29 protein-coding genes are annotated in these 25261 nt (G+C 48.7%); 14 read left to right on the top strand and 15 right to left on the bottom strand.

Annotated features, from left to right (window positions below):
• Window positions 1-179 precede the first annotated feature (179 nt).
• The 5 genes from D0Y50_RS06310 (at window position 180) to D0Y50_RS06335 (ending at window position 3570) form a co-directional block, all read left to right on the top strand.
• On the top strand, window positions 180-542 hold the full coding sequence (locus D0Y50_RS06310; protein ID WP_117316008.1) for a hypothetical protein: 363 nt from the start codon (window positions 180-182) through the stop codon (window positions 540-542).
• Window positions 543-779: 237 nt separating this feature from the next.
• Complete coding sequence (locus D0Y50_RS06315; protein ID WP_117316010.1) at window positions 780-1382, top strand: class I SAM-dependent methyltransferase; 603 nt, start codon at window positions 780-782, stop codon at window positions 1380-1382.
• A 53-nt stretch (window positions 1383-1435) separates the two neighbouring features.
• On the top strand, window positions 1436-1951 hold the full coding sequence (locus tag D0Y50_RS06320; RefSeq protein ID WP_170145455.1) for a flavodoxin family protein: 516 nt from the start codon (window positions 1436-1438) through the stop codon (window positions 1949-1951).
• A 589-nt stretch (window positions 1952-2540) separates the two neighbouring features.
• Window positions 2541-2879, top strand: a complete 339-nt coding sequence (locus D0Y50_RS19715; RefSeq protein WP_232366468.1) for a GNAT family N-acetyltransferase — start codon at window positions 2541-2543, stop codon at window positions 2877-2879.
• A 271-nt stretch (window positions 2880-3150) separates the two neighbouring features.
• Window positions 3151-3570 carry a GNAT family N-acetyltransferase gene (locus D0Y50_RS06335; RefSeq protein WP_117318646.1) on the top strand — a complete coding sequence of 140 codons (420 nt, stop codon included), beginning with the start codon at window positions 3151-3153 and terminating at the stop codon, window positions 3568-3570.
• Between the two features lie 382 nt (window positions 3571-3952).
• Here D0Y50_RS06335 and map read toward each other — a convergent pair whose 3' ends face one another.
• Both map and D0Y50_RS06345 read right to left on the bottom strand, forming a co-directional pair.
• Window positions 3953-4684, bottom strand: coding sequence for a type I methionyl aminopeptidase (gene map / locus D0Y50_RS06340; protein WP_408640693.1), 732 nt, complete (start codon window positions 4682-4684; stop codon window positions 3953-3955).
• Between the two features lie 31 nt (window positions 4685-4715).
• On the bottom strand, window positions 4716-4922 hold the full coding sequence (locus D0Y50_RS06345) for a ParD-like family protein (RefSeq protein ID WP_108568522.1): 207 nt from the start codon (window positions 4920-4922) through the stop codon (window positions 4716-4718).
• 472 nt (window positions 4923-5394) lie between these two features.
• Between D0Y50_RS06345 and D0Y50_RS06350 the strand changes: the two genes are divergently transcribed.
• Complete coding sequence (locus D0Y50_RS06350; RefSeq protein WP_117316016.1) at window positions 5395-5943, top strand: YaeQ family protein; 549 nt, start codon at window positions 5395-5397, stop codon at window positions 5941-5943.
• Between the two features lie 440 nt (window positions 5944-6383).
• On the opposite strand, the gene D0Y50_RS06355 is transcribed toward D0Y50_RS06350, so the two are convergent.
• From D0Y50_RS06355 to folX, 3 genes are all read right to left on the bottom strand, one after another.
• A complete protein-coding gene (locus D0Y50_RS06355) occupies window positions 6384-6794 on the bottom strand; it encodes a hypothetical protein (protein WP_117316018.1) in 411 nt (136 codons plus the stop codon).
• A gap of 540 nt (window positions 6795-7334) precedes the next feature.
• Window positions 7335-8228, bottom strand: a complete 894-nt coding sequence (locus tag D0Y50_RS06365; protein ID WP_117316023.1) for a TIGR01777 family oxidoreductase — start codon at window positions 8226-8228, stop codon at window positions 7335-7337.
• A 17-nt stretch (window positions 8229-8245) separates the two neighbouring features.
• Window positions 8246-8611: a dihydroneopterin triphosphate 2'-epimerase gene (gene folX / locus D0Y50_RS06370; RefSeq protein ID WP_117316026.1), complete on the bottom strand. Its 366-nt coding sequence runs from the start codon at window positions 8609-8611 to the stop codon at window positions 8246-8248.
• Window positions 8612-8717: 106 nt separating this feature from the next.
• Here folX and D0Y50_RS06375 point away from each other — a divergent pair, with 106 nt between their 5' ends.
• A complete protein-coding gene (locus D0Y50_RS06375) occupies window positions 8718-9755 on the top strand; it encodes an AI-2E family transporter (RefSeq protein WP_108568549.1) in 1038 nt (345 codons plus the stop codon).
• Here the strand turns inward: D0Y50_RS06375 and D0Y50_RS06380 are convergent.
• The 3 genes from D0Y50_RS06380 to D0Y50_RS06390 are packed head-to-tail and all read right to left on the bottom strand — an operon-like array spanning window position 9752 to window position 12044.
• Window positions 9752-11089, bottom strand: a complete 1338-nt coding sequence (locus D0Y50_RS06380; RefSeq protein ID WP_117316028.1) for an ATP-binding protein — start codon at window positions 11087-11089, stop codon at window positions 9752-9754. The genes D0Y50_RS06375 and D0Y50_RS06380 overlap by 4 nt on opposite strands.
• Complete coding sequence (locus D0Y50_RS06385; RefSeq protein WP_108568516.1) at window positions 11086-11760, bottom strand: response regulator transcription factor; 675 nt, start codon at window positions 11758-11760, stop codon at window positions 11086-11088. The genes D0Y50_RS06380 and D0Y50_RS06385 overlap by 4 nt, the downstream gene beginning before the upstream one ends.
• Window positions 11760-12044 (bottom strand): PepSY domain-containing protein, encoded by a 285-nt coding sequence (locus D0Y50_RS06390; protein ID WP_408640678.1) that lies wholly within the window; start codon window positions 12042-12044, stop codon window positions 11760-11762. Before D0Y50_RS06390 ends, D0Y50_RS06385 begins: the two co-directional genes overlap by 1 nt.
• A 362-nt stretch (window positions 12045-12406) precedes the next feature.
• Between D0Y50_RS06390 and D0Y50_RS06395 the strand changes: the two genes are divergently transcribed.
• The gene (locus tag D0Y50_RS06395; RefSeq protein ID WP_108568515.1) at window positions 12407-12871 is read left to right on the top strand and encodes a pyridoxamine 5'-phosphate oxidase family protein; all 465 of its coding nucleotides are present in this window, start codon (window positions 12407-12409) and stop codon (window positions 12869-12871) included.
• A gap of 134 nt (window positions 12872-13005) precedes the next feature.
• On the opposite strand, the gene D0Y50_RS06400 is transcribed toward D0Y50_RS06395, so the two are convergent.
• Genes D0Y50_RS06400 through D0Y50_RS06430 form a run of 7 tightly spaced genes read right to left on the bottom strand, consistent with a single transcriptional unit; the run spans window position 13006 to window position 20018 of the window.
• A complete protein-coding gene (locus D0Y50_RS06400) occupies window positions 13006-13305 on the bottom strand; it encodes a YciI family protein (protein WP_108568514.1) in 300 nt (99 codons plus the stop codon).
• Window positions 13306-13308: 3 nt separating this feature from the next.
• On the bottom strand, window positions 13309-14118 hold the full coding sequence (trpA, locus tag D0Y50_RS06405) for a tryptophan synthase subunit alpha (RefSeq protein WP_117316030.1): 810 nt from the start codon (window positions 14116-14118) through the stop codon (window positions 13309-13311).
• Complete coding sequence (gene trpB, locus D0Y50_RS06410) at window positions 14111-15298, bottom strand: tryptophan synthase subunit beta (protein WP_117316032.1); 1188 nt, start codon at window positions 15296-15298, stop codon at window positions 14111-14113. Before trpB ends, trpA begins: the two co-directional genes overlap by 8 nt.
• Before the next feature lie 20 nt (window positions 15299-15318).
• The gene (trpCF, locus tag D0Y50_RS06415) at window positions 15319-16791 is read right to left on the bottom strand and encodes a bifunctional indole-3-glycerol-phosphate synthase TrpC/phosphoribosylanthranilate isomerase TrpF (protein ID WP_108568511.1); all 1473 of its coding nucleotides are present in this window, start codon (window positions 16789-16791) and stop codon (window positions 15319-15321) included.
• Window positions 16784-17812: an anthranilate phosphoribosyltransferase gene (trpD, locus tag D0Y50_RS06420; protein ID WP_108568510.1), complete on the bottom strand. Its 1029-nt coding sequence runs from the start codon at window positions 17810-17812 to the stop codon at window positions 16784-16786. Before trpD ends, trpCF begins: the two co-directional genes overlap by 8 nt.
• Window positions 17805-18419, bottom strand: a complete 615-nt coding sequence (locus tag D0Y50_RS06425) for an aminodeoxychorismate/anthranilate synthase component II (protein WP_108568509.1) — start codon at window positions 18417-18419, stop codon at window positions 17805-17807. Before D0Y50_RS06425 ends, trpD begins: the two co-directional genes overlap by 8 nt.
• Window positions 18420-20018, bottom strand: a complete 1599-nt coding sequence (locus D0Y50_RS06430) for an anthranilate synthase component 1 (protein ID WP_117316035.1) — start codon at window positions 20016-20018, stop codon at window positions 18420-18422. It lies immediately after the preceding gene.
• Window positions 20019-20313: 295 nt separating this feature from the next.
• On the opposite strand from D0Y50_RS06430, the gene D0Y50_RS06435 reads away from it, so the two are divergent.
• The 6 genes from D0Y50_RS06435 to dkgB all read left to right on the top strand — a co-directional run bounded on the left by D0Y50_RS06435 (window position 20314) and on the right by dkgB (window position 25177).
• Window positions 20314-21162 (top strand): PHP domain-containing protein, encoded by an 849-nt coding sequence (locus D0Y50_RS06435; protein WP_108568507.1) that lies wholly within the window; start codon window positions 20314-20316, stop codon window positions 21160-21162.
• A 9-nt stretch (window positions 21163-21171) separates the two neighbouring features.
• Window positions 21172-21792 (top strand): L-threonylcarbamoyladenylate synthase, encoded by a 621-nt coding sequence (locus D0Y50_RS06440; RefSeq protein ID WP_108568506.1) that lies wholly within the window; start codon window positions 21172-21174, stop codon window positions 21790-21792.
• A gap of 18 nt (window positions 21793-21810) precedes the next feature.
• Window positions 21811-22635, top strand: coding sequence for a segregation and condensation protein A (locus D0Y50_RS06445; RefSeq protein WP_117316037.1), 825 nt, complete (start codon window positions 21811-21813; stop codon window positions 22633-22635).
• Window positions 22622-23263, top strand: a complete 642-nt coding sequence (gene scpB, locus D0Y50_RS06450; protein WP_117316039.1) for an SMC-Scp complex subunit ScpB — start codon at window positions 22622-22624, stop codon at window positions 23261-23263. The genes D0Y50_RS06445 and scpB overlap by 14 nt, the downstream gene beginning before the upstream one ends.
• Window positions 23256-24119: a 23S rRNA pseudouridine(2605) synthase RluB gene (rluB, locus tag D0Y50_RS06455; RefSeq protein ID WP_117316042.1), complete on the top strand. Its 864-nt coding sequence runs from the start codon at window positions 23256-23258 to the stop codon at window positions 24117-24119. Before scpB ends, rluB begins: the two co-directional genes overlap by 8 nt.
• Window positions 24120-24373: 254 nt before the next feature.
• Window positions 24374-25177: a 2,5-didehydrogluconate reductase DkgB gene (gene dkgB / locus D0Y50_RS06460; RefSeq protein ID WP_108568502.1), complete on the top strand. Its 804-nt coding sequence runs from the start codon at window positions 24374-24376 to the stop codon at window positions 25175-25177.
• Window positions 25178-25261 lie beyond the last annotated feature (84 nt).

The raw sequence follows: 25261 nt of genomic DNA on the forward strand, positions 1-25261 counted from the left end.
GGCGGCAAAAACACCGGCGGCAAAAGCATAGTGCGGTAAAGCATATGCGTTTGAAGGGCATTCGGTTCGGGGCACTATAACGTTGTTAACTAAAGTTAGCGAAAAACACTTGTTACTATACTAGTACTACTGGCTATCAGCCCGCGTTAATTAACACCGTTTTACGTAAAAGGATTTACATGAAAAATTGGGAAAATCTATCGTTTGTGCAAAAGATATTCGTTGGCCTGACTCTACTTGCTATGGCCGGATTGGCTCCTGAAATTGCGTTATTGCTGCAGTTCGGCGGTATGGAAGTCGCTTTTGCTTTTCTCTTATTTACCTTAAAGCCTATATTCACTTGGTGGCAGCATTCCTTTGGCACGCTAAAGAAGGCTATTTCACTTGCTGTTATTTTGCTGCGGCACAGCGCATCTGCCAAGCCAGCCGTATTCACATTACAGGCCTCGTTCTGTTTGCTTGCGGTTGTGCTAACCGGTTCCACTGTCTTTGCGTTCAGTTTTTTTATGCCAGGTTTGATGATGAATAGTGTATTGGTGTAACCCCACATAGCAAAAAAAGGCGGGTACTCACGACCGGTTAGGTAGCCAATACGAAAAGTATTTCGCCGTATGACTTTCTATTACCTAACATTTTTTACCTGCTTTAAGTTAAAAAAATGCAGGCCTTAGCATAACCTGTGCGCAAGCAGGAGTGAGTCTTTACATGGTGCGTAAGTAAGCGCTGAGCGGTGTTTAATAACGAATGAGTAATTGTTCGAGCAGGGGGAAAGCATTCACATGAAGCCTACAGAACAAGCAGCGAATTACGACAAAATTGCAGCGCATTGGAACAGTAACCGGTTTAATCGGGAAAATGGTATTTCCCAGCATAAAAGAGCATTGAACTACGCCCCTGAAGGCGGCAAGGCTATTGATATAGGCTGTGGCAGTAGCGGCCGTATAATCGAATTATTACTTAAGCACGGGTACCAGGTTGAAGGCCTCGATTTATCTTCCGAAATGCTAAAACTGGCCCGGATAAGACATCCAAATGTGACTTTCCATCATGTTGACATTGACCAGTGGGTGTCGCCCGTAAAATATGCCTTTATATCAGCGTGGGATAGTATTTGGCACGTTCCCTTAGCGCGTCAGGCCGGCGTAATTAGTAATCTGCTTGCTCACTTAGAAAATAATGGTGTGATAATTTTTACAAGTGGCGCGGTGGACGAGAAAGGTGAAGGGAGTAACCTATTTCTGGGACAGCAGTTGTATCACGCGGCGCTTGGCATACCTGCGATACTATCGTTACTGGAAAAACACCACTGTGTATGTAGACACTTAGAAAATAATGACTGGCCCAATAAGCACCTCTATGTGATTGCGCAAAAACGTGGCTGATCATGCCTTATCGCCTTGCTTTTGATGCCAGGGGGCGTTTCTGCGGACAAAAGGTGAAGAATATAAATATGAACTTTATCGTGGTTTTAGCCAGCTCCCGAACAAACGGTAATACGGGTAATCTGGCTCAAGCGGTAGCAGGTAGGCTTCAAGCTGAAATTATCGATTTGAGTAGGTTTTCTATCGCGTATTTTGATTATGAACATCACAATGCAGGGGATGATTTTCTACCTTTAATCGACAGGCTAACATCATTTGACTGCATTATTTTCGCCACGCCCGTTTATTGGTATTCGATGTCAGCGCAACTTAAAACATTTTTTGACAGGCTTACCGATGTGCTAACCATCAATCAAACGCTCGGTCGCAAACTACAGGGCACCTCGGTATCGGTTATCGCTACTGGCTCGCAATCCGCGCTGCCCGCAAGTTTTACCCAGCAGTTTGAATTAATTTGCGCCTATCTTGGCTTACCGTTCACGCCACCCCTATATTGTAGCTGCCCCAGTGGTTTTAATCTTCAGCAACATCACCAGGCAATACAGGCCTATGTTAGCAATATCCTATAGCGCCGCGGTTATTGTCAGTGCTATGTTTTATACTGCCCTTTGAGCAGAGGTAGCCATGCAGGTCACCCTACCGCAACGCATCTCACGTTTGGTAAAATTTGAATATGGGTTGCCATAGCTGCGTGCAAATGAGGCTTGAAATAATAACGACTTACTGTGCTGATAGGTGTGGCGCGGCGATAAAAAAGGAAGTAGGGGACAATGAACCATATTATTGCAGAAATGGGGAAGTTTTTGCTCAGGGGCCTGGCTTATTGGTTAGCGGATATTTTATTCTGGACTATTTGTTACTGGCTGGGATGGTTTATCTGTAAAGTTATTACGTTTGGCCGGTATCCAGATAAACGCCACCAGGCTCATCAGAACCCACCAAAAAAGGCCGGTTTCTGGCTTGCGCTAATCGGGTTTTTTAGCCTCGTTTTTATCATAGTGATCCTTTGGAGTGGGTTAAATTGATGGCGTATCGGAATATATCGAAGGTGAGCTGAGCCGTTATTAACACTATACGCTTATCCTGCTACGGCAATACCGGGGGGAGCTTTTACCGCCGCCAAAAAGGCAGAAGAGCGCTAATGCTTTAGGAATATTTATGCTAATTACCCCAACGATACGCTATGAAGACAGTTACCACGAGTACATTAAGGAATTGGGCACGGAAACACGTTATCCATACCCGCTTGATCTGGACCATCGCGATTTTCCCCATTTGGTTGAAAAGCTAAACGGGTATGCTCATGGTGTGAATTTGCCCGATCACCTGGTACCAAACACCACCTTCTGGCTTGTTGAAGGTGACGACATCGTGGGGTGTTCCCACCTTAGGCATAGGCTTAATGACGCTTTAAGAACAGCCGGAGGACATATTGGCTTGGGCATTCGACCATCCAGGCGGGGCCTGGGCTATGGCACTCAACTCCTTAACTTATAACCTTGGAAAAAGCCACATTAATGGGCATTACCGAGGTTCACATACACTGTTATGAAAGTAACAAAGTTTGTGCGTCGTTGATATTATCGGTCGGGGCTAAACTGGCTTCAACGCTAAACGTTGAGGACCAAAATAACGAAAACCACCAAAGCGAAAAAATACTTCGGTTTATTTATTCGCCGCGCGTCCCCCACCACAATGTTTAGCTTCTTAGCTGTGGGCACACGGTAATATGCCTCGCTATTATTCGATAAACTCAGAGAACATCGCCATGCCCGTACCCCCGTTCATATTAAAAGAAGTGCCCCCTGATGTGGTGACTTTTGCCTCCATCAGAAATACGGTGGGTTGGTCCAATCCCGAATTAGACGTTTTGCAAAACAGTATTGATTCATCTTTATTCTGGGTTTCTGCCTATGACAAAAGCGAGCTGGTGGGATGCGGGCGGGTAATCGGGGATGGTGCTATGTACTTTTATATTCAGGATGTGCTGGTGCACCCGCTTTATCAAAATCGAGGTTTAGGTTCACAAATCATGCATTCCATAAACCAATACATCACCCTTAACGGCCCTATAGGTGCAACCGTAGGTCTGCTGGCTGCCCACGGTAAAGAAGCATTTTATCAACAATATGGGTTTGCCCCGCGCGATGGTCAGCAGCTTGGGCTGGGTATGTGTAAGTTTGTGTAGCACTGGTCTGAAAGCCGCGCTGAAAAATCATTGATACGGGCGGGGCCATACTGACAGTCTGCGCAGCGGGCATGTTGGTAACCTTGGGGGGCCAGCCGGCCCGCAAGGTTATATGTAAATAGCTTGACCGCGCCAGACCAGCTAAGCGAGGGCGTGGGTAGACGCTGCCCCGAAAGGCCTGTGCACTTTATCAGGCCAGCGGGTTGCCCCTCAGTGTGTGCAAACAGTTTCTACTGCGTCTAAACGAGTAACAGTGCTGTACGGTAGCGGACCTTATTTTCCCGTATCCCCGCCTGCTCAGCGCCCTCCCTTTAGCAAGACAAAGCAGGCTAGGTAGTAGCGTCACAACACAACACAGCACAACAAGGGCGGCCCCTCCGGTTTATCTGGTCTCTTCCGGCCTTAGCGTTAGCACATCCACACCTGAAGCGGTGACCAACACGGTGTGCTCCCATTGCGCGGATAGCTTTTTATCTCGGGTAACCACGGTCCAGCCGTCTTTTTTTAATTTTGTTTTATAGGTTCCCTGATTAATCATGGGTTCAATAGTGAAGGTCATTCCCTCTTGCAATACAAGCCCGCTCCCCGCATTGCCGAAGTGCAGGATTTGCGGATCTTCGTGCATTTCCTGGCCTATGCCATGCCCACAGTATTCGCGCACCACACTGTATCCATGCTTTTTCGCATGCTGTTCAATAGCGAAGCCGATATCGCCAAGGGTGGAGCCATGCTTTACCGAGTTAATTCCTTTCCACATGGCCTCATAAGTGACATCGACAAGTTTTTTCGCCAGAGGGGGAACAGTACCGATACCATACATCTTGCTGCTATCGGCGATATACCCGTTTTTTTCCAGGGTAATGTCGATATTAATGATATCGCCATTTTTAAGCCTTTTGGCACTGTTTGGTACGCCATGGCATACCACTTCATTTATCGAGCTATTCAAAACAAACTGATAGCCATATTGGCCTTTACTGGCGGGCCTGGCATTAAGAACATCAACGATGTAACCTTCTACAAAGTCATTTATCTCCAACGTCGTCACGCCTGCCTCAATATAGTCGTCCAGCTCGCCAAATACGCTTGCCAATAACCTACCGGATTCGCGCATCAAAGCAATTTCGTTCGGTGTTTTAATCAGGCTATTCACTGGCTAACCTTACTGTAAAGACATTCTGTGAGCGCATTTCCCGCTCTATAATTTGTTCATAGGTTAATGTGGGGTTTTGCTCTGCCAGGCGGCCAATCTTTAACCAAAACTCGGCTTGCGCGTTGATCGAGCGCTCCATTACCGTGCTTGTTTTGCGGACTTCTTCATGAAGTTGGTCAGATATTTTAACGATGCCCATCGTGTTTCCTCCTAATATACGTATTGCTATATAATGTAGCATTGTGGATGTTTTGTCTAATCGCTTGTCCGTAGCCAGCGCCGTTGTCCGCCAACGCACATTTCCAACATAGCTAACTGAATATGCGTTATGGTGGCGGGCATAAATGCCGCGAGCCCGAATATAAAAGGGTGGGCTAAAGGAATACCGCCAAGCCGGTTTGCTACTTAATCAGCCTTTACTTACTGGCTAACCAGATTGTTAACGGTTGCGTAACGGCGCTTTCATAAAGAGATTTGGCAAGAGGGGAGTCTGCCAAAGATGAATCGGGGCAAAATACCGCTGACCGCGCTACACAGGGGGAGGTTTGAAGGCGCAATGCACGTTTAACTGTTACCATACCGTGCAAAACAGCAATGTCTTTCATTGCTCCCGGTCAATGCCAGTACCCCTCGTATTATCGTTGATTCTGGCATACACATTCAGGAACCATATGGCACTTAAAGCAACCATATTTAAAGCGGATATATCGATAACCGATATGGATCGTAATTATTATAACGAGCACAATTTAACTATTGCCCGCCACCCTTCTGAAAATAACGAACGCATGATGCTTAGGGTTGTGGCTTTTATCGTGAATGCTCATGAACAGTTGCAGTTCACAAAAGGTTTGTCAGATGATGAAGTACCAGATCTGTGGCAAAAAAGCTTTAGTGACGAAATTGCGCTGTGGATTGAGTTAGGGCAGCCTTCCGAGCAGCGTATCAAAAAAGGCTGCAACCAAAGTCAGCATATGAAAATTTATGCCTATGCAGATAACAGCTTTGATAGTTGGTGGAAAAAAGAACAGGATAAATTAAAAACCAAGAAAAATTTATCGGTGTTCACCTTGCCCGAAGCGCTTGCTACCACGCTTGCTAACGCGGTAGAGCGCTCCATGCAGCTTCAGGTTACTATTCAAGATGGTCAGTTTTGGTTAACCATTGAAGGGGCTGAAGCCAGCGGTTACGTAGAAGTTGAAATTCAGCAGCATCTATAACAGGTTGCCCACGCCTGCTATGGGGCGGGCCCATAGGTGCTTCCTCACCCGTTTAGCTAAGCGACGCTGGGCTGGCGATGTTGGCGGTTAACTAAGCCATGGGGGGTGTGCGACATCAGGGGATAGGTTTATAGGGTGGGGACCGGATGACCCGGCCACCTTACGCGAGTGTTGGCAGGAATACAGCGTAGCGAAAACACAACTTACCCTTCGATTGTGTTGCTGGACCTCGCTAGAATGAAAGGGGCCCTGCTATCGAAAATACTGCTCAGCAGTAAGGGTAGCTTACTGCTAATTGCGAATATCCCGTCGTCCGCAGCAAAGGATTTAAGCGCTATGCTGGTCGCCTGCACCTGCACTTTCACCTGCCCCGGGCTGTAGTTACCAACCGGGGTGTATTATCCGTTTTGCTAATAACCCATTTTCTACTACTGCCCCCGTCAGGAGAAAATAGCGGTCGCTAGCATAATGGCAATGAGTACGACATGTGGAAAGGCGACTGTAGGGCGGACCGCCTGTTTAGCATATTCCTGAATTTTTGACAGGCCTTTGGTTTCTACTAATAGGTAGTCGGTATTAAATTGAAACGGGCAGGATTGCGCTTTTTCCTGAATACTTTTCTCAATACGTAATAGTCGGGGCTCTATTCGAGATTGAAACGTTTTTAAAATCGCATCCTGTATCCACAATACTCCTAAAATGAAACAAGTGGGTATAGCAGCCAAGCCAAAAGACAGCGCCAAGAATAACCCCAAAATGCTACTTAATTTTATATACAGTGAATGCTTTTCATAGCTCTCAAACTGATTTTGAAGCAAACACCATTCTGCTTCATACCGCTGTGTTTCCATGTTATTTCCGTCCAAGCTTGTATAAGCCTAATGAAGTGAGTACGAGATAAAGGTTAAGCTTCACAGCAAAGCGCGGAGCTTAAACTATACCGATTATAATGGCATCAATTGGCGGCTGAAACCGGCCGCTCAGGTTTTAACGTTACGTGAGCGTATAGACCTATAGCCTATTAAATAGGGGGACGGCCGCCATAGAGCCCGCCCGCAGCCAGTGTTTTAGTTGGTCCGCAAATACACTTGGGTTGCAGGCGAGGTACAGTTGGCTGTCTTATCAGCCATAGCGCTGAGTGGCGAGCAGCTAGCGGGCACTAAAGCCATTAAAGTAAAAATCCCACAGCTGTGTGCGATATTGTATTTATTGGGGGATTATTACTTGCAATTGTATTTCTTACGCCCGTGCTAAGACGGCAGTACGTAAAGCCAATAATGCTTTTTTCGGTATTCGACTTTATCACCCCCAGCGGTAACTGTAACCCCCTGGCAAAGCACCGGCTGTCCACGCGTTTGCTAAGTCGCCACGCCAGTTTATGCGTCGGAGCGCTATGCAAATTCATGCTCCAGGGCGCTACGCAGGGTAGCAAAGTTAAATGCAAAACCGTTCTCGCTAAGCTTAGCCGGTAATACTTGTTGGCCGGTAAGCAACATATCTGCGGCATCGCCCATCGCGGTTTTCAGGACGAAAGCAGGAACAGTAAACCAAGCAGGACGGTGTAGGCTTGCCGCCAGGGTGGCGGTGAAAACTTTATTCGTCACCGGTTCAGGCGCAGTCATATTAAAGGGGCCTTCGCAGCTGTCATTTTCAAGTAAAAAAATAATTCCGCGTACCATATCGTCAATATGAATCCATGAGAAATATTGTTCACCGTCGCCCATTTTGCCACCCAAGCCCAATTTGAAAGGCAATGCCATCTTGGCTAACGCACCTTCTCCCTTAGCCAGTACTACACCTGTTCGCAGCAAACAAACGCGACTATATTCACTTGCCTCCAAGGCTATTTGTTCCCATTTATGACACACCTGATGCGTAAACTCGTGGTGCACCTGATGATGTTGTTCAGTCACTGCCTGTTGTCCCTGACGACCATAATAGCCAATCGCTGAGCCAGAAATAAAAACCGCTGGTGGGGTAGCGCACTGACGTATCCGGGCTACCAGTTCGCGGGTAATATCCCAGCGGCTGTCGCAAATGCGTTTACGCTGTAAAGCGGTCCAGCGTTTGTCTGCAATGGGCTCGCCCGCCAAATTGATAATAGCATCCAATTTATCAAAGTGAGCGACTTCAGTTAACGATTTGACCAAAGATACTGCGCCCGGTAACAGCTTGGTCGCCCGTTCCGGATCGCGGGTCAGGACCACAAAGTCGTGCTTATTTGCCAGGGTTTCGATCAGATGACGGCCTACAAAGCCCGTACCACCGGTTATGAGTATCTTCAAAGCTATTCCTTACCAGATTAAGGTTTAATGCACGATAATGTTAACGATACCGAGTCGGAAAAACGTAAGGCATGTGGTTTATCCACCTCTACTTCAGCATAGGTTACCCAATGATGTTCTGCTGCAATTCCCAGTACATCGGCGGTGAGTTTCTCCAGTAATGAAAATCGGTTGTCTTCCACCAGTTTGATGATAGCCTTGGTGACAGTTTTGTAATTCAGGGCATCGCCCATGTCGTCGGTATCTGTAGCGCGGTGCGCATCGTAATGGATCTTCACATTGACCACGACATCCTGTTTGTTATTTACCTCAGCTTCATTAATGCCAATATAGGTACGCAACCGCAGGTTTTTAATTTTTATTGTTGCCTGATTTAACGTCATGAAAATTCTCTTATTTATTATCATTGTGTAGAATAACAGGCACCCACATTCGCTATCTTAACGGAGCGGTATCCTTTGTACTTGCTAATTCAACTATTTGTTTATTATGGAACTTAAATCTCCCACTGCCAAAGCGTTAATTGTGCTTGCCTGTTTGGTAGTGGTACTGGCCGGAATTAAAGCGGCCTCGGCGATTATGGTGCCCTTTTTTCTCTCAGGTTTTATCGCTATAGCCTGTAGCCCCCTTATAAACTGGGCCTCCAGAAGAAAAATACCTAAATGGTTATCGGTCTCCCTGGTGATCAGCCTTATTGTCATATTTGGTTTTTTACTGGCCGGCCTGGTGGGCCAATCGTTAACCGAATTTAAGGAAAATCTGCCGGATTATCGAAGCAAGCTAGATACCGAATTTGCGTGGGTTATTGACCAACTGGCTATTTTCAATATCCATGTTAACCGTGAACTTATCGCCTCACATCTTGATCCGGGTATGGCCATGTCGCTCGCCACTAACTTTATCAGTGGAATGGGCGGGGTGTTATCAAATCTGTTTTTAATTTTGCTCACCGTTATTTTTATGCTGTTTGAAGCAGACAGTATTCCGTCTCGCTTGCATGTGGCGCTTGCCGACCCCGATATGAAAATGCAGCACATTGATAAGTTTATTCGTTCGGTTAACAGTTATCTGGCAATAAAAACGGTAGTAAGCCTGGCTACTGGCCTCATTATCGGCGTGTGGCTATATGTAATGGAAATAGACCACTTTTTGTTATGGGCGGTCTTGGCTTTTATGCTTAATTACATACCCAATATAGGCTCTATTATCGCTGCGTTACCGGCCGTATTGATCGCCTTCGTTCAGTTTGGGTTTGCTTCTGCCGGACTGGTGGCATTGGCCTTTGTGCTGGTTAACACCATTATGGGTAACCTGATTGAACCACGCTTAATGGGGCGGGGCATGGGGTTGTCTACGCTGGTGGTGTTTTTATCCTTGATTTTCTGGGGTTGGCTACTAGGAACCGTCGGTATGTTGCTGTCAGTACCGCTAACGATGGTGGTTAAAATTGCTCTGGAATCTCGCCCCGAAAGCGAGTGGCTGGCTGTTTTGCTATCCAGTGGAGATGGTAAAAAAGCCCAGTCTTAAGAGCTTGCGGGCAGGGCAAAGCGAATCTGCACCCCTGCGCCGCCCAACTCACTATCATACACTTCCAATTGGCCCTGATAAATATCGACCAGGTCGCTTACCACCGCCATACCTATACCCTGACCTTCTGTGTAGGTGTCTAAACGGGCGCCTCGCTCTAGCAATGTCTGGCGTAAGTGGGCGGCGATGCCTGGACCATCGTCTTCAATTTTTATCACCAGATACCGAGCCTGATGTTCACAGGTGATACGAACCTGCTTAGCTGCAGCTTTACACGCGTTATCAAGCAGATTACCCAGCATTTCAAATAAATCGGTTTCGTCCCCAAGAAATTGCGCTGTGGGGCCTATATCGAGGCTAATGTTAAGCGCCTTATCGCGATAAACTTTCGCCATCGCCCCGCTAATACGTTCCACCAGCGGGCCAACCGGCACCGGCGCCTGCCAGCCCTTTTGCCCTGCCGTAGCACGTTTTAACTGGCGTTGAATTAGCTGGTCTATTTGCAATAGCGCATCGCTAGCCTCGGGGGGCAAGGCTGGGGTGCCCAGGGCTACCGCCAAGGGGGTTTTCAAACTGTGGGCTAAATCACCTAAACTGTTCTTATACCGTTTTCGCTGCTGCGCCTCGGTTTGCAGTAAACGGTTAATACTGCGTTTCAATCCGGCAAATTCTGCCGGATAACTATGGTTTAACGCAGCCTGACGGCCTTCACTGGTTTTTTTTATTTCAGCAATCAGGCTTCGAACCGGTGCCAGGATGATACTTATCCCGCCTAACAGCAGCAGAAGTAACACCACGCCCAGCGCCAGTAAATTACGCCATACAGTGGCTAAAAACGTTTCCCGTTCCCGGTCGAACTCACTGCGGTTATTTAAAATGTAAAATTGCACTGGCTCAAACTGGCGAGGGCCGGCAAATTCAGCTGTAAAGCCATAGGTGAAATAGTGAGCATCAGAATCGAAATGAGGCCGGGTATCCTGGATAAAGCGTTCTTCTCCCACACCGGGCGAGGCAGGGGGTTGCTGGATATCAAAATGCAATGCAGAGGCCGACTGCCAGACCACTTTATTGCGAAACACCACAATGCCAATATACCCTGAATCAGGTAAATTAAGTTGTTCTTCATAAAGCAGTTCTGGCATCACGGCGTTGCCATCATCCAGCTCAAATGCCGAAACCAGCGCCAGGTTCATAAGCTTTAGTTCATTTAATTTGGCCTGGCCCAAGCTGCGCGTATAGGCATTGTCCAGAATCAGCACCGTTACCGGGATAAACAGGCCTAACGCCAGTAATGCAGCAAGCACACTGCGCAGTTTAAGCGACAGTCGCTTCATAGGTCACGGTTTAGCCGATAACCACGTCCACGCAGTGTTTCAATGGGTTTTAGCTGAGCTTGTGGGTCCAATTTTTTACGTAATCGACCAATAAATACCTCTATGACATTACTATCTAAATCGAAGTCCTGATCGTAAATATGTTCGGTTAACTCGGTTTTGGATACCACTTTTTGCGGGTTCATCATCAGGTATTCCATTACCTTGTACTCATACGCCGTTAATTCGAGCCGGCGTTCGTTAATACGTAATTCCTGGGTTACTGTATCGAGTGACATAGGACCATGCGCAATAACCGGATTGGCTTGGCCTGAGGCGCGCCGTATTAGTGCTTTAACCCGGGCCAGCAATTCCTCATTATGAAAGGGTTTAGTCAGATAATCATCTGCGCCGGCATCCAGTCCTTCCACTTTTTCCTGCCATCGATCGCGGGCGGTGAGGATCAGGATAGGGCAACGAACTTCTTGCTGACGTGCTTTGCGGATGACTTCAAAACCATCCAGGCGGGGCAGACCAATGTCAATTAGCGCCAGGTCATAGGGGTGTTCATTAATCAAATACAGGGCGCTTTCACCATTGTCAGCTAAATCTACACTGTAACCGTGTTGCTGCAATAACCCGTCTAGCTGGGTAAGTAGCCGACTATCATCTTCGGCAATCAAAATGCGCATCAGCGTTCACTTTCCTTATTTTGCGTTTGCCTGACCTGTCCGGAACGCTTATCGACATCTACCGATACTACCCGTCCCGATTTCTTCAACACTTTAACCCGGTACTTGTTGCCGGCCTGATCTACCCGAAGTACCCGGCCTTTAACCTGCTGCTGCGCCCGGGCCGCCGCCTGTGTGCGGTCAAGGGTATCTTGCTGACGTTCATTTTGCTGCGCCATTAGCGGACCACTGCTGACCGCTAGCAGCGTCACTATTCCCATCATCTGCAATGTCCGCATATTCATTTTCGCTCAGACCCTGTAACAGCCAACCACATAAGCCTAATTTACTGTTTTTACCTACTAATTACCATACAACGGATAGCTGAACCCGGCCTGAATAATTTTCTTGCCGGCACAGCAGATGTTACCTGGTCGCCAGGGTTAGTGTTTTTGAGTTTTTCATAAGTTACTGATATATATGCTTTTATTGGGTCATCTGCGAGTGGCATAAGCCATGCAACGTGTTATGCAGGTAATCAATGTTAGTCACTGTATTTTTCCTGGGCTAACAAGGTAAATGCGTTTTTTACTTTATTTACCTGTTTGATAATAATCATTTATGACAGCGTCACGAGTTCCCGTTGTCGGAAAAGAAGGAGCAATTAATGTCTTCAGATATTCGTACAAAAATGTGGAAAGCCATGGCCGACAGCCCAAATGTTATGGTTTCTTTAGTAGGAAAAGACCAACACGCCGAACCAATGCGGGCGCAATTAGACAAAGAAGCGAATAGCGAATTCTGGTTTTATACTACCAAAACAAACCGTATTGCCGAAGGTGGCAAGGCGATGGTACATTTTTCCAGTAAAGGACATGATGTTTTTGCCTGTATCCGCGGTACCCTGGTTACAGAGACGCGCCAGGAAATCATTGATAAATACTGGTCTAACCCAGTAGAAGCCTGGTATGACAAGGGTAAAGACGACCCATCATTACTAATGCTACGTTTAGAATTGGACGATGCTGAGATTTGGCAAGCCGACCCAGGCTTCAAGGGTATGTTCAAAATGATGACGGGCAAAACAATTGAGCCTGATGAAATGGGCGATCACGACCGGGTTAATCTGTAATAATCGAGCCAATATTTTATTAGAAAAGCCCGCGCTATGCGGGCTTTTTTTATCGTGTGGGAACCAAACCTGAGTCCCGCCTGAATAAGGTGTTATGGCTTACCTAAATGAGGTGTCGGTGGTTTGACCTTGCCCTAGGGTAAAACCTTTTTGTAAGGCTTTACTACTACCTGAGCATACACGCCAGCGCCTACATAGGGATCTGCATCTGCCCACTCCTGGGCTTGCGCAAGGCTATCAAACTTCGCCACCACTAAGGAACCGGTAAACCCTGCCGGGCCTGGATCCGGTGAATCGATGGCCGGAAATGGTCCGGCCATAATTAAGCGCCCATCATCTTTTAAAGATTCAAGCCGCGCCAAGTGGTCAGGGCGTGCGGCTAATCTGGCTTCCAGTGAATTAGCATGGTCGGTGGCACAAATCATGTAAAGCATGGGTTATCCTCGCGCCGTAGCGGCTTTCATGCTACCTACAAATTTATCTAACGCGTTTAGCATGGCTTCAGTGTTACCCAGATTTTGCGCAATAATATTTACGGTAGCAGAACCACTTATTGCCCCGGCAGCACCTGCTTCAATTGCTGATTTAACCTGTTCCGGCTTAGAAATGCCAAAACCTAACAAAGGCGGCGCACATTGATAGTGGCTCAGTTTAGCCACCAACTCTGCGGCCGGAATTTCAGCTGCGGTTTCGGCGCCAGTCACCCCGGCTCGACCCAGCAGATAAGTATAGCCGGAAGAATGTTCGCCAATCAGCGCCATCGTTTCATCAGAAGCATTAGGCGGTGCGATCAGAATTTGCTTTATACCTGAAGCCGTGGCGGCAGCCAGAAAAGGTTTTGCTTCACGCAGCGGCACATCGGCTATTAGTATGGAGTCCACGCCAGCGTCACTGGCTTTTTGATAAAATTGGGTAACGCCACTGGCCATCACCAGGTTGCTGTACAACAGCAGACCAATAGGGATGTTCGGGTATTTTTCCCGTACCCGCGCTAACAGCGCAAAACAATCTGCGGTACTAACCTTACTCTGGCGGGCACGGATGCTGGCAGCCTGAATAGTTGGACCATCGGCAATCGGGTCAGAATACGGCAGGCCCAACTCTAACGCGTCGGCGCCGCTGTCAATTAGCTGACCAATGATGCGCTCTGAGGTCGCTAGGTCCGGGTCGCCCACGGTGACAAACGGCACGAATGCGCCGGCATTGTCATTTTGCAGCCGGCTAAACATGTCACTATATCTATCCATTAAATTCTTCTCCCAAAATTTTGGTTACTACACCAATGTCCTTGTCACCCCGTCCGGACAGGTTAACCACAATAATGGTGCCATCTTCTGCTTCATCGGCCATATTCAATGCATGCGCCAAGGCGTGCGCTGATTCAAGCGCGGGAATAATGCCTTCTTTGCGGGCCAGCAACTTAAATGCATTTAACGCTTCATCATCTGTCACCGACACATATTCCGCCCGGCCAATATCCGCCAAATAGGCGTGCTGCGGGCCTACGGCAGGATAATCAAGCCCAGCGGATACCGAGTAGCTTTCTTCAATCTGCCCTTCCTGATCCTGCATTATGTAGGTATAAGAGCCATGCAATATCCCTTTGGAACCGGTGCAAATAGTGGCACCGTGCTCTTTCGTATGCAGCCCTTTACCGGCTGGTTCGACCCCAATTAACCGCACATCGGGTTCGTCAATAAAATCAGCAAACATACCAATCGCATTTGAACCGCCGCCCACGCAGGCCACCACTGAGTCCGGTAAACGGCCTTCTTTTTCCATAATTTGAGCGCGGGTTTCTTCACCTATCATACGGTGAAACTCGCGAACAATATGGGGGAAAGGATGCGGCCCAGCGGCTGTACCTAATAAATAGTGGGCGTTATCGTAGTTAGCCGACCAGTCACGCATAGCTTCGTTAACAGCATCTTTCAGCGTACCTGAACCAGCGTTTACCGGAATAACTTCAGCCCCCATCAGCCGCATTCTAAATACATTAGGCGCCTGCCGTTCGACATCCTTAGCACCCATGTAAATGCGCGCCTTAAGGCCTAACAATGCACATGCCAGTGCCGTTGCCGTACCGTGCTGACCTGCACCGGTTTCGGCAATAACTTCGGTTTTGCCCATGCGTTTGGTGAGTAACGCCTGACCCAGTACCTGATTGGTTTTGTGCGCCCCGCCGTGCAGTAAATCTTCCCGCTTCAAATAGAGTTTTACATTAGGATTACTTACCAGGTTGCGGGTAAGGGTCATCGCGGTAGGACGCCCTGCGTAGTCTTTCAACAAGGATAAAAATTCTTCCTGAAACGCCGGGTCATCTTTAGCATCTATGAAGGCAGCTTCAAGCTGATCAAGTGCAGGAATAAGCAACTCGGGCACATACATGCCTCCGAAATCGCCAAATTTTGCTTCTAACTGATTCATGAGTGATCCTGTACGTTCAATTAATATTGTCTTGCGCGCGCAAATAACGCGCTAAGTAAAGCCGCTGACTTTTGGCCGGGGGCCTCTTCAACACCTGAGTTCACGTCAACCAGACTTGCTCCGGTACGCTGGGCCTGCAACAGGGTGTCTATTGTAATCCCTCCGGCAAGCGCAATCTGTGATTTATCTGTAATGTTATCGAGCAACGACCAGTCGAACTGCTGCCCGGTGCCGCCGGTTTGTTTGCCTACCTGGCAATCCAATAGCACCTTATCTATCTGGTTGTCTGTTAACAGCGCATCCAGGTTAGCGGGCAACGCTTCGCGCACGCCCACCGCTTGCCATAACTGGCAACCTGCGGGTAACTGGGCACGCAATGCTTGCCGGTAAGGGCTATCTTCGTTGCCATGTAGCTGTACCGCCGCCAAACTCAACTGGTGCGCCAGCGCAGCGACTTGCTCCACAGGGGCATCAACAAATACCCCTACATAACGTCCTGGTGTCTGGCTAACAATTCCCTGCGCTTCTTCGCTATTTACGACTCGCGCAGACTTAGGTGCAAATATCAGCCCGCAATAGGATGCGCCCGCGTCAAAGGCTTGTGCGGCCATCGCCGCGTCGGTCATCCCGCATACTTTAATATCACCCAGAACCAAGCCCTTGACCGCACTGGGTAAATCTTGCTGGGCCATAAGTGCACTGCCCACCAAAAAACCATTACACAGGGGGGAAAGTCTAAGTACATCCGCATGGGTATAAATACCTGACTCCGAGATAACCACGTACTCGTGAGTAGCTTGCGCTAACATCGGTACCAACCGCTCAGTCGTGGCCAAATCAGTGCTTAAATCGCGTAAGTCGCGGTTATTTATGCCAATAATATTCGCCTGTAAGGCTATCGCCCGACGCATTTCCTGTTCATTGCTGACTTCGGTTAAAATATCCAGTTTTAGCGACTGTGCAACCTGGGCTAATGCCTGATATTGTTCATCACTTAGCACACTCAACATCAATAGTACCGCATCGGCCTGATGGAATCTGGCCAGATATATCTGGTATTCATCAATGAAAAAATCTTTATTCAATACGGGTTGCGACACCCGGGCGGTGACATAACTTAAATATTCAAAGCGTCCCTGAAAATACTTTTCATCTGTAAGCACTGACAACGCCGCAGCGTAAGGCGTATAAGCAGCCAGAATCTCATCCAGATCGAATTTTTCGCGAATAAGCCCTTTGGAGGGCGAGGCTTTTTTACATTCCAGAATATAACCTGCTTCGGGCTTATTTAGCGCCTGAAATAAGCTCTTCTGGGAAGGTGTTACTGCCTGCTTGATTTTTTCCAGCGGCAGGGCCTGCTTTCTGGCAGCCAGTTCCTGCGCTTTATCGGTTACTATTTTTTGCAGCACATTGGGCTGACTAGCACTGGCTTCTACTGCGCTGGTTTCCAGTACCGCAGAGGCTTCCGAGTGGTTTTGACGCGTATCAGTCATGCGGTTTCTCCTGACTCAACTGAGCCACTTTGTTGAGTACATTAAGCGGTTCGCCGGCAGCCATACTTGCCATGGCCATTTCCGCCCCTTGTTTAAATGTGTCGACGGTGCCGGTCACTTTCAACAGGGCGCCGCAATTCATTGCAATTGCGGCGCGATGCGCTTCTTCGCCCTGGCCTCCCAGCGCCGCTTCAATCATTGCCCGGTTTGCATCGGGTGCGCCGCCTTCAATGGCGCTGAGCGGATACTCCGGTAAGCCAAAATCTTCGGGAGTTACGGTATAGCGGCGAATATCGCCATGTTCAAGGTCAAAAATATGGGACTCACCATGTAACGCCAGTTCATCTAAACCATTACCATGAACAATTAAGGCGCGGTGCTGACCCAGTAACATTAAGGTTTGCGCATAGGGCTCGAGCAACTCGGGGGAATATACCCCAAAAACACCATGGGTGGGGCTGGCTGGATTGGCCAGCGGCCCCAAAATATTGAATAACGTTCGGGTTTTCAATTCAGCGCGTACCGGCGCCGCGTGGCGCATTCCCGCGTGATACACCGGGGCGTATAAGAAGCAAAAATTAGCATCGTCCAGACAATGTCGAGCGGTTTCTGCGCTAATTTCCAGCTGAATACCAAATTGTTGAAACAAATCGGCTGAACCTGACCGTGAAGATACGCTACGGTTACCATGTTTGGCTACCTTAACTCCACATGCTGCTGCCACTACACCCGCCGAGCTACTGATATTAATAGTATTGTGGCCGTCGCCACCGGTGCCAACAATATCGGCAAACGGATAGGCAGGGGTGGGAAACGGCAAGGCATTAGATACCATGGCACTGGCGGCGCCGGCGATTTCCTGTGGCGATTCGTGTTTAATTTTCAGCGCGGTCAGCACTGCGGCTATGATTGCCGGCGACTGCTCGCCGTGCATAATACTGTTAAACAGCCCAAACGCCTGGGTTTGCGACAGCGAGTTGCCCGCATACAGTGTGTCTAAAACACTGTGAGTATCAAACATGTTCAGGTCCTTGTTCGGTTAAAAAGGCTATGCTTTGAGCCAGTAGCTGGCTACCCTGAGCGGTCAAAATAGACTCAGGATGAAACTGAAAACCCAACATCCGGTCAGTCTCATGGTATACCGCCATGGTGGTTTCGCCACACGCAGCAATGCCGGTTAAACATGCCGGTAACGAGGTCGCAATAAGCGAATGGTAACGAGCTACCTGAAGCGGTTGCGGCAAACCATCGAATAAGGCCGCGCCGTTGTGGTGAATAAGCGATGACTTTCCATGCATTACCTGCTCTGCGCGGCCGACGTCGCCACCATAGTGCGCCACGATGGCCTGATGGCCCAAACAAATACCCAATACCGGGTAGCGGCCGGCTACCGCCTCTAGCAATTCAGGCATACAACCGGCATCCTTGGGGGCACCGGGCCCTGGCGAGAGCATCAGCAGCACATTGGCCTGCTCAGCTTCCTGGGCCATCCGTTTCAGTAACGTGGAGGCCGCCACGGTATTACGGTAAACAATGATGGTTAAGTTCATTGTACGCAATTCATCTACCAGGTTGTAAGTGAATGAATCGATGTTATCAAGCAAAAAAACCGTTACAGGTTGCTTCATTTATACCCCCTCCTGATTAGGCAGCGCTGACTTTACCGCATTGATTACCGCCTGGGCTTTGGTACGGGTTTCGTTTGCCTCGCTAAGCGGATCTGAGTCATACACCACCCCGGCACCCGCCTGAATATACGCGGTATTATTCTTAACAAACGCTGAGCGAATGACGATACAGGTATCCATGTCGCCATTGCCATTAATATAGCCTACCGCACCGCCATAACTGCCCCGGCGCTTCTGTTCAACTTTGCGAATCAGGTTGGCAGCGCTGACTTTGGGGGCTCCTACTAAGGTGCCCATATTCATGCAGGCCTGATATGCATGTAAGGCGTCCAAATCGTCGCGTAGCTGGCCTACCACCCGGGAAACCAAATGCATAACATGGGAATAGCGGTCGACCTTTAGTAGATCTTTAACATAGCGGGTGCCCGGCCGACTGACCTTGGCTACATCGTTACGCGCCAGGTCTACCAGCATAATATGTTCAGATTTTTCTTTATTGTCTTCGCGTAAATTCAGCTCTATACGGCTGTCCAAGTCAGCATCGATAGTACCGTCCTGCCGCTTGCCCCGTGGACGGGTGCCGGCAATAGGATAAATTTCTACCTGATTGGTCTGGGTTTCGTATTTCAAGGCTGATTCAGGCGAGGCGCCAAAAATAGTAAAGTCGGCATCCTGCATGTAAAACATATACGGGCTGGGATTTTGTTTTTTGAGCTGCGCATAGGCATTTAGCGGTGACGGGCAGGGCAGTGAAAAGGTCCGCGAGGGCACCACCTGGAAAATATCCCCAGAAAGGATATGCGTTTTCAGGTAGTTTACATCCTCCATGAACTGCTCATCCGACTTATCCACCGCAATGTCCATGGCGTCGCTGGCTGGGCGCTGGCGGGGCGAGGAAGCCGCCGTGGGCACTTGCGTCAAGGTTTGCTGCAGCTGTTCAAGGCGCTGCGCCACGGCAAAATAGCTTTGGGCTACCTGGGGGCCAGAAAAGACACTGCCGATAAGTTCGGACGTTTTACTTTTATGGTCAATCGCTAACAGCGTTTCGGCCAGGTAAAATACATAATCTGCACAGTCATTTTGGCCCTCAACCACCGCCGGTAAATGTTCAAAGGTTGCCAGGAGATCATAGGCAAAAACACCGCCCAAAAATACCGCATTAGGGTGCGCCCTTAACGGCGTAATCTGCTGACGTAACAACCGCAACGCATCAAATACACTGGCGGCTTTTAACCGGGCATCTTCATCCAGCCCCTCATCCGGTGAGGCACAGGTTAGTATGACTGTTTTACCGTCTTGTTGATGGCTGATGCCTGACGGGCAGTGGCTGGCAAACAACGGCATAACCGACTCACCATTGGCCGTTAACGCCGTCACTGTTATCTGATTGCCCCGACATTCCAACCGCAGCGCCGCATCTACCATCAGCAGGCTTTGCAAATCATCTTTGCTGTCAATTTCAGCTGATTCCAGCAGCAGCGCGTTGGGTTTATCTTTACAGATGTGGGTAAACGCGGCGAGTGGATCGGCCAGGTACTCGCCTGTTTGCTGTATTGTTTCTACTTTTCCCGGGATATCTCCCAGTTCTGCTAAACTCATGTTCGCAAATCTCCAGCTGCGATTAAAAAAAAAGGCCCGTATAAACGGGCCTTTCTTAGTGTATTTGACACGCACCAACGCGCACACCGCCCATTAAGTCAGGGAGTGCCACCACCAGATAACGCTATTCAGCGATGTTTGAAAAATGGTCGTTTGCATTGATCTCTACTTGGTATCAGTAAATCTAACGTGATTTGTTTAAAACTTCGATAAGCATCAAAGCGTAAAAACTGTATAATATGCCCTATAGAAGAAAACAAATTCATGCGTGTGTCAACCGGAAATCCAAAAATCAGTGAAAATCGACCTTCATAGCCATACTTACTTTTCAGACGGCCAACTGTCTCCTACCGAGCTGGTGCAACGCGCCCATAATATGCAGGTAGATGTATTGGCCATCACCGACCACGATACCATCGCCGGCCTGCGTGAGGCGCATGATTACCAGCAAACTCAGAAGCGCGCGTTGACCATAATCAATGGCGTGGAAATTTCGACGGAATGGCACGGTTTTGATATTCATGTGGTAGGACTGAATGTAGATTGCGAAGCGCCGGCTTTTACTGCCTTTTTAGCGGCGCAGGCCGCGCGTCGCCGCCACCGGGCCGAAAAAATCGCCGAGAAGTTAACCAAATGCGGGTTTGCGGGCGTATTGGAAAGAGCTATTCGTTTAGCCGGTCCAGGCCAGTTAACCCGTGCCCACTTTGCCCGGGTATTAGTGAATAACTATGGGGTTAACTCAATGGACAGCGCGTTTAAAAAGTATTTAGGTAAAGGCAAGCGTGCTGCTGTAAAAGCAGTATGGCCAGCCATGAGTGAAGCCATTGACGTCATTACTCAGGCGGGCGGCCAGGCAGTGCTGGCACATCCGGCCCATTATGATATGACAGCAAAATGGTTACGCCGTTTGGTGGATGATTTTGCCCAGGCCGGAGGCCATGCTATAGAGGCGGCGTGCCCGGGGATGGCCGCACAAAAACGAGAGCTGGTGTACGAATTAGTCAAAGATCATCAATTAACCGCGTCAGCAGGGTCAGATTTTCATTTTCCCTCTCGCTGGACCGAGTTGGGCCGTAATCTTGGGTTGGCAGACGGGTTAACGCCGGTCTGGCACGACTGGACAATGCTCCATTCTCATCGTTAAGGAGTTTTTATGAGTCAATTTTTTTATATCCATCCTGACAACCCGCAACCCCGTTTGTTAAAACAAGCGGTGGAGCTTATTCGCCAAGGTGAAGTCGTGGTGTATCCAACCGACTCTGGCTACGCCATAGGCTGTCAAATGGACGATAAGCGAGCCCTGGACAAGCTTTGTCAGGTCCGCAATATCGACAAAGACCATAACTTTACGCTGATGTGCCGCGATATGTCAGAGTTGTCTATTTATGCCAAGGTGGATAACGTCGCATTTCGGCAAATAAAAAATAATACACCGGGGCCATACACGTTTATTTTGAAGGCCACCAGAGAAGTCCCCCGGCGTTTACAAAACCCGAAGCGTAAAACCATCGGTATTCGGGTGCCCAATAACATTATTGCATTGAAGCTGCTGGAAGAACTGAACGAACCCTTGATGTCGACCTCGCTTATTTTACCCGGCGCGCAAATGGCAGAGTCTGATCCGGATGATATCCGCGATAAACTGGAAAAGCGGGTAGGCCTGATTATCCATGGCGGTACACTGGGCGAGCACCCTACCACTATTGTTGATTTATCAGATGGTCCGGTAGATATTCTGCGCCATGGTAGCGGCGATCCTAGTCCGTTTGAATAATACCGCAGCAGGGCAGCGATGACTGACACCCGTGCAGATCAGCCCCCGGTTCAGCAGCCTTTACCGCTGGCATTTATTCATGGCGAAGCGCTGCTTGAAAAACCACAGGATTTGTATATACCGCCAGAAGCCTTAGAAGTGATTCTGGAAAGTTTTGAAGGGCCACTCGACTTACTACTGTATTTAATTAAGCGTCAGAAGTTTGATATTACCACGCTGCCGGTGGCCCAGATTACCGCGCAATATATGGAATACGTTGAAGTGATGAAGTCGCTCAGATTAGAGCTTGCCGCAGAATATCTGCTTATGGCTGCGCTGTTGGCTGAAATTAAATCGCGACTTTTGTTACCCAGGCCCGTGGCGACAGAAGAAGACGAAGAAGACCCGCGGGCTGAGCTTATCCGGCGATTAAAAGAGTATGAAGTGGTAAAACAGGCTGCAGCGGATTTAGATCTTCAGCCACGCCTTGAGCGCGATGTATTTACGGTTAATGTGAAAGTAAGCGATACGGTTGAACCTGTTCGGTTGGAGCCAGAGGTGTCAATGGAAGAGCTGGTGTCAGCATTTAGTCAGGCCATGCAGCGAGCCGCGGCTTTTGAACACCATACTATTGCCAGGGAAGCGCTGAGTACCCGCGAGCGCATGAGCCTGATTTTGTCGCTGGTTAATGAGCATGAATATACCCCGCTGGAAAACCTGTTTACTCAGGCGGAAGGACGGGCTGGCTGTGTGGTGAGTTTTCTGGCGGTACTGGAGCTGGTGAAAGAGCAGTTGTTAATCTGTGTGCAGGCTGGGCCGTTTGCCAGAATATATGTGAAATCGGGGCGGCATGAAAAAGATTAATCCAGAGCAGCTGAAACAACTGGTTGAAGCTACCTTGTTTGTAGCGGATAAACCCGTCAGCAAAGCGCATTTAAAAGCAACAGTATTGGCTGATTTTATCGTCTCGGACAAAGCGTTGGATGACATCCTGGCGACATTGGTACTGGATTATCAGCCCCGGGGCGTGCAACTGGTGAAAGTGGCTACCGGCTATCGGTTTCAGTCACTGGATAGTCTGGCCCCGTGGTTAGGCGTATTGTGGCAGGAATCGGCACCACGCTATTCCCGAGCTATGCTGGAAACACTGGCGCTCATTGCATATCGGCAACCCATTACCCGTGGAGAAATAGAACAGGTTCGGGGCGTGGCGGTAAGCAGTAACATTATAAAAACACTAACCGAACGCGAATGGATAAAAGTGGTCGGTTATAAAGAGGTGGCCGGTAAGCCGGCGTTATACGCCACCACCGGCGCATTTCTTGACTATTTTTCGTTAACCTCACTGTCGCAGTTACCTAGTGCAGACGCTTTTGTGGCGCTGGCCAACGAGGCAACTGACAAGTCAGGTGAGAAAAAAGAGGTACCGTCTGTTCAACCAGACCGTACGAACGATAATACTGAACCAAAGGGCATTAGCACCCATGAGTGAAAAATTACAAAAAGTACTGGCCAATCAGGGCCTGGGCTCTCGCCGCGAAATGGAGCGGTGGATTGAACAAGGCCGGGTCTCGGTAGATGGCACTATCGCCACCTTAGGCGATCGGGTTGAGCCGGAGGGACAAATTCGGGTCGATGGCCACTTACTGTCTCGCCAGACTGAAAAGCCAGTGTGCCGGGTATTGATGTACAACAAGCCCGAAGGCGAGTTATGCAGCAGATCAGACCCGGAAGGCCGGCCAACGGTATTTGAACGCCTGCCGGCGATACGGCTGGGGCGTTGGATAGCGGTGGGGCGACTGGATATCAATACCAGTGGCTTGCTGTTGTTTACCAACGACGGCGAGCTGGCCAACCGGCTGATGCATCCAAAATGTGAAGTAGAGCGCGAATATGCGGTGCGGGTGTTTGGTGAAGTCTCTCCTAAGACCCTGGCGGTATTACGTAAAGGCGTAGAACTAGACGATGGCGTGGCTAAGTTCACCAGTATTAAAGCCCGTTCCAACGATGATGAAAGCATGAACCAGTGGTACAACGTAACGCTACAGGAAGGCCGTAACCGCGAAGTACGGCGCCTGTGGGAGTCACAAGAGGTACAGGTGAGCCGTTTGTTGCGCGTACGTTATGGGCCGATTGAACTGCAAAAGCGTTTGCCTCTGGGCGCTTGGGTGGAACTGCCATTGGAAGATGTCAACCAGTTACGTAAACTGGTTCAGCTTGCTCCAGAAGAAACCAGTCTGATTGATAATCGCCAGACAAAGCTGGATCATGCCCGTTTGAGCCGCATGCGACGGTCCGTGAAAAAGCATCGTACCCGTAAAACCGGGGCTCCGGCCAAGCGCCGGTAAGCGCAATTACCATCTTGTTTAACTCAAAGCGAAGCCCTATAAGGCTTCGTTTTTTTTTGGCTAGGTTAACTAAAGGCCAAAAGTGGCATATAAGCTCACCTTGCAGGTGTTGGTCTACGCTGACCGGGCGCTGGTCCTTGAAATCGATCTGTTCGTTATTACCTTGCGTAGGGAAACTGGTACGACGCGCTGGGTAAGCTTTATGATTTTTTATTGCTGGCAGCGCGACAATTTATCAATATGCAGGAGTGAACATGGAAAACATGCCACAAACAGGTATCGGTACCTTTAGACTTGAAGATGACACCGCTCGCCAATCTGTGTTGGATGCCTTAGAAATTGGCTTTCGACACATCGACACTGCGCAGATTTATGGTAACGAAGAGCAAGTAGGCGATGCTATCCAAACTAATGGTATCGCCCGTGAGGATTTCTTTTTAACCACCAAAGTATGGTACGAACGTTTTGGTAATGACAGCTTCATTCCCAGTGTACATGAAAGCCTGGCGAAACTGAAAACTGACCACGTAGACTTGTTACTTATTCACTGGCCTTCACCGGACGACAAAGTACCGATGGAGCAGTATCTCAAAAGCCTGGCGCAAGCCAAAGCAGATGGGCTGACCCGCCATATCGGGGTATCTAACTTTACCATTGAACAAATGGAAAAAGCGGTAGAAATTCTGGGCGAGGGTGAAATTTACACCAACCAGATTGAATTGCACCCGTTTATGCAAAACCGCAAGGTAGCAGAACGCGCAGAAGAGCTTGGCATGAAAGTGACGGCTTATATGCCATTTGCCGTAGGCAAAGTGATGAAAAGTGAAACGCTCGATACCATTGCCCAACAACACGGTGCTTCAGCAGCACAGGTGACATTGGCGTGGATTAAGGAAAAAGGTTACTACACCATACCTTCTTCAACCAATGCAGAGCACCTTAAAGATAACTTTGAATTCGATAAGGTTAAGTTAACCGCAGAAGATTTGGAGCTTATTGATAATCTGGATAATGGCGATCGGATTGTCGACCCCGACTTCGGCCCGAAGTGGGACTAAAAACAGCATAATGTTGTTTTCCGATAGCAAGATGCCACCTCTAAGTGGACAAATTTGCTAACAAAAAGGCCTGCTAATGCAGGT

It is taken from the genome of Salinimonas sediminis (assembly GCF_003429285.1).
Lineage (GTDB): Bacteria > Pseudomonadota > Gammaproteobacteria > Enterobacterales > Alteromonadaceae > Alteromonas > Alteromonas indica.

Excerpts from the sequence above, each read along its gene's own strand:
- D0Y50_RS06440 (WP_108568506.1), top strand. The coding sequence starts at position 21,172 with ATGAGTCAATTTTTTTATATCCATCCTGACAACCCGCAACCCCGTTTG.
- D0Y50_RS06345 (WP_108568522.1), bottom strand. The coding sequence starts at position 4,922 with ATGGGCATCGTTAAAATATCTGACCAACTTCATGAAGAAGTCCGCAAA.
- map (WP_408640693.1), bottom strand. The coding sequence starts at position 4,684 with ATGCGCGAATCCGGTAGGTTATTGGCAAGCGTATTTGGCGAGCTGGAC.
- D0Y50_RS06310 (WP_117316008.1), top strand. The coding sequence starts at position 180 with ATGAAAAATTGGGAAAATCTATCGTTTGTGCAAAAGATATTCGTTGGC.
- D0Y50_RS06385 (WP_108568516.1), bottom strand. The coding sequence starts at position 11,760 with ATGCGCATTTTGATTGCCGAAGATGATAGTCGGCTACTTACCCAGCTA.
- folX (WP_117316026.1), bottom strand. The coding sequence starts at position 8,611 with ATGACGTTAAATCAGGCAACAATAAAAATTAAAAACCTGCGGTTGCGT.
- rluB (WP_117316042.1), top strand. The coding sequence starts at position 23,256 with ATGAGTGAAAAATTACAAAAAGTACTGGCCAATCAGGGCCTGGGCTCT.
- D0Y50_RS06315 (WP_117316010.1), top strand. The coding sequence starts at position 780 with ATGAAGCCTACAGAACAAGCAGCGAATTACGACAAAATTGCAGCGCAT.
- D0Y50_RS06430 (WP_117316035.1), bottom strand. The coding sequence starts at position 20,018 with ATGAGTTTAGCAGAACTGGGAGATATCCCGGGAAAAGTAGAAACAATA.
- D0Y50_RS06445 (WP_117316037.1), top strand. The coding sequence starts at position 21,811 with ATGACTGACACCCGTGCAGATCAGCCCCCGGTTCAGCAGCCTTTACCG.
- D0Y50_RS06375 (WP_108568549.1), top strand. The coding sequence starts at position 8,718 with ATGGAACTTAAATCTCCCACTGCCAAAGCGTTAATTGTGCTTGCCTGT.
- trpA (WP_117316030.1), bottom strand. The coding sequence starts at position 14,118 with ATGGATAGATATAGTGACATGTTTAGCCGGCTGCAAAATGACAATGCC.
- D0Y50_RS06335 (WP_117318646.1), top strand. The coding sequence starts at position 3,151 with ATGCCCGTACCCCCGTTCATATTAAAAGAAGTGCCCCCTGATGTGGTG.
- D0Y50_RS06380 (WP_117316028.1), bottom strand. The coding sequence starts at position 11,089 with ATGAAGCGACTGTCGCTTAAACTGCGCAGTGTGCTTGCTGCATTACTG.
- D0Y50_RS19715 (WP_232366468.1), top strand. The coding sequence starts at position 2,541 with ATGCTAATTACCCCAACGATACGCTATGAAGACAGTTACCACGAGTAC.
- D0Y50_RS06400 (WP_108568514.1), bottom strand. The coding sequence starts at position 13,305 with ATGCTTTACATGATTTGTGCCACCGACCATGCTAATTCACTGGAAGCC.
- trpB (WP_117316032.1), bottom strand. The coding sequence starts at position 15,298 with ATGAATCAGTTAGAAGCAAAATTTGGCGATTTCGGAGGCATGTATGTG.
- scpB (WP_117316039.1), top strand. The coding sequence starts at position 22,622 with ATGAAAAAGATTAATCCAGAGCAGCTGAAACAACTGGTTGAAGCTACC.
- D0Y50_RS06355 (WP_117316018.1), bottom strand. The coding sequence starts at position 6,794 with ATGGAAACACAGCGGTATGAAGCAGAATGGTGTTTGCTTCAAAATCAG.
- D0Y50_RS06395 (WP_108568515.1), top strand. The coding sequence starts at position 12,407 with ATGTCTTCAGATATTCGTACAAAAATGTGGAAAGCCATGGCCGACAGC.
- trpD (WP_108568510.1), bottom strand. The coding sequence starts at position 17,812 with ATGTTTGATACTCACAGTGTTTTAGACACACTGTATGCGGGCAACTCG.
- trpCF (WP_108568511.1), bottom strand. The coding sequence starts at position 16,791 with ATGACTGATACGCGTCAAAACCACTCGGAAGCCTCTGCGGTACTGGAA.
- D0Y50_RS06425 (WP_108568509.1), bottom strand. The coding sequence starts at position 18,419 with ATGAAGCAACCTGTAACGGTTTTTTTGCTTGATAACATCGATTCATTC.
- dkgB (WP_108568502.1), top strand. The coding sequence starts at position 24,374 with ATGGAAAACATGCCACAAACAGGTATCGGTACCTTTAGACTTGAAGAT.
- D0Y50_RS06390 (WP_408640678.1), bottom strand. The coding sequence starts at position 12,044 with ATGAATATGCGGACATTGCAGATGATGGGAATAGTGACGCTGCTAGCG.
- D0Y50_RS06350 (WP_117316016.1), top strand. The coding sequence starts at position 5,395 with ATGGCACTTAAAGCAACCATATTTAAAGCGGATATATCGATAACCGAT.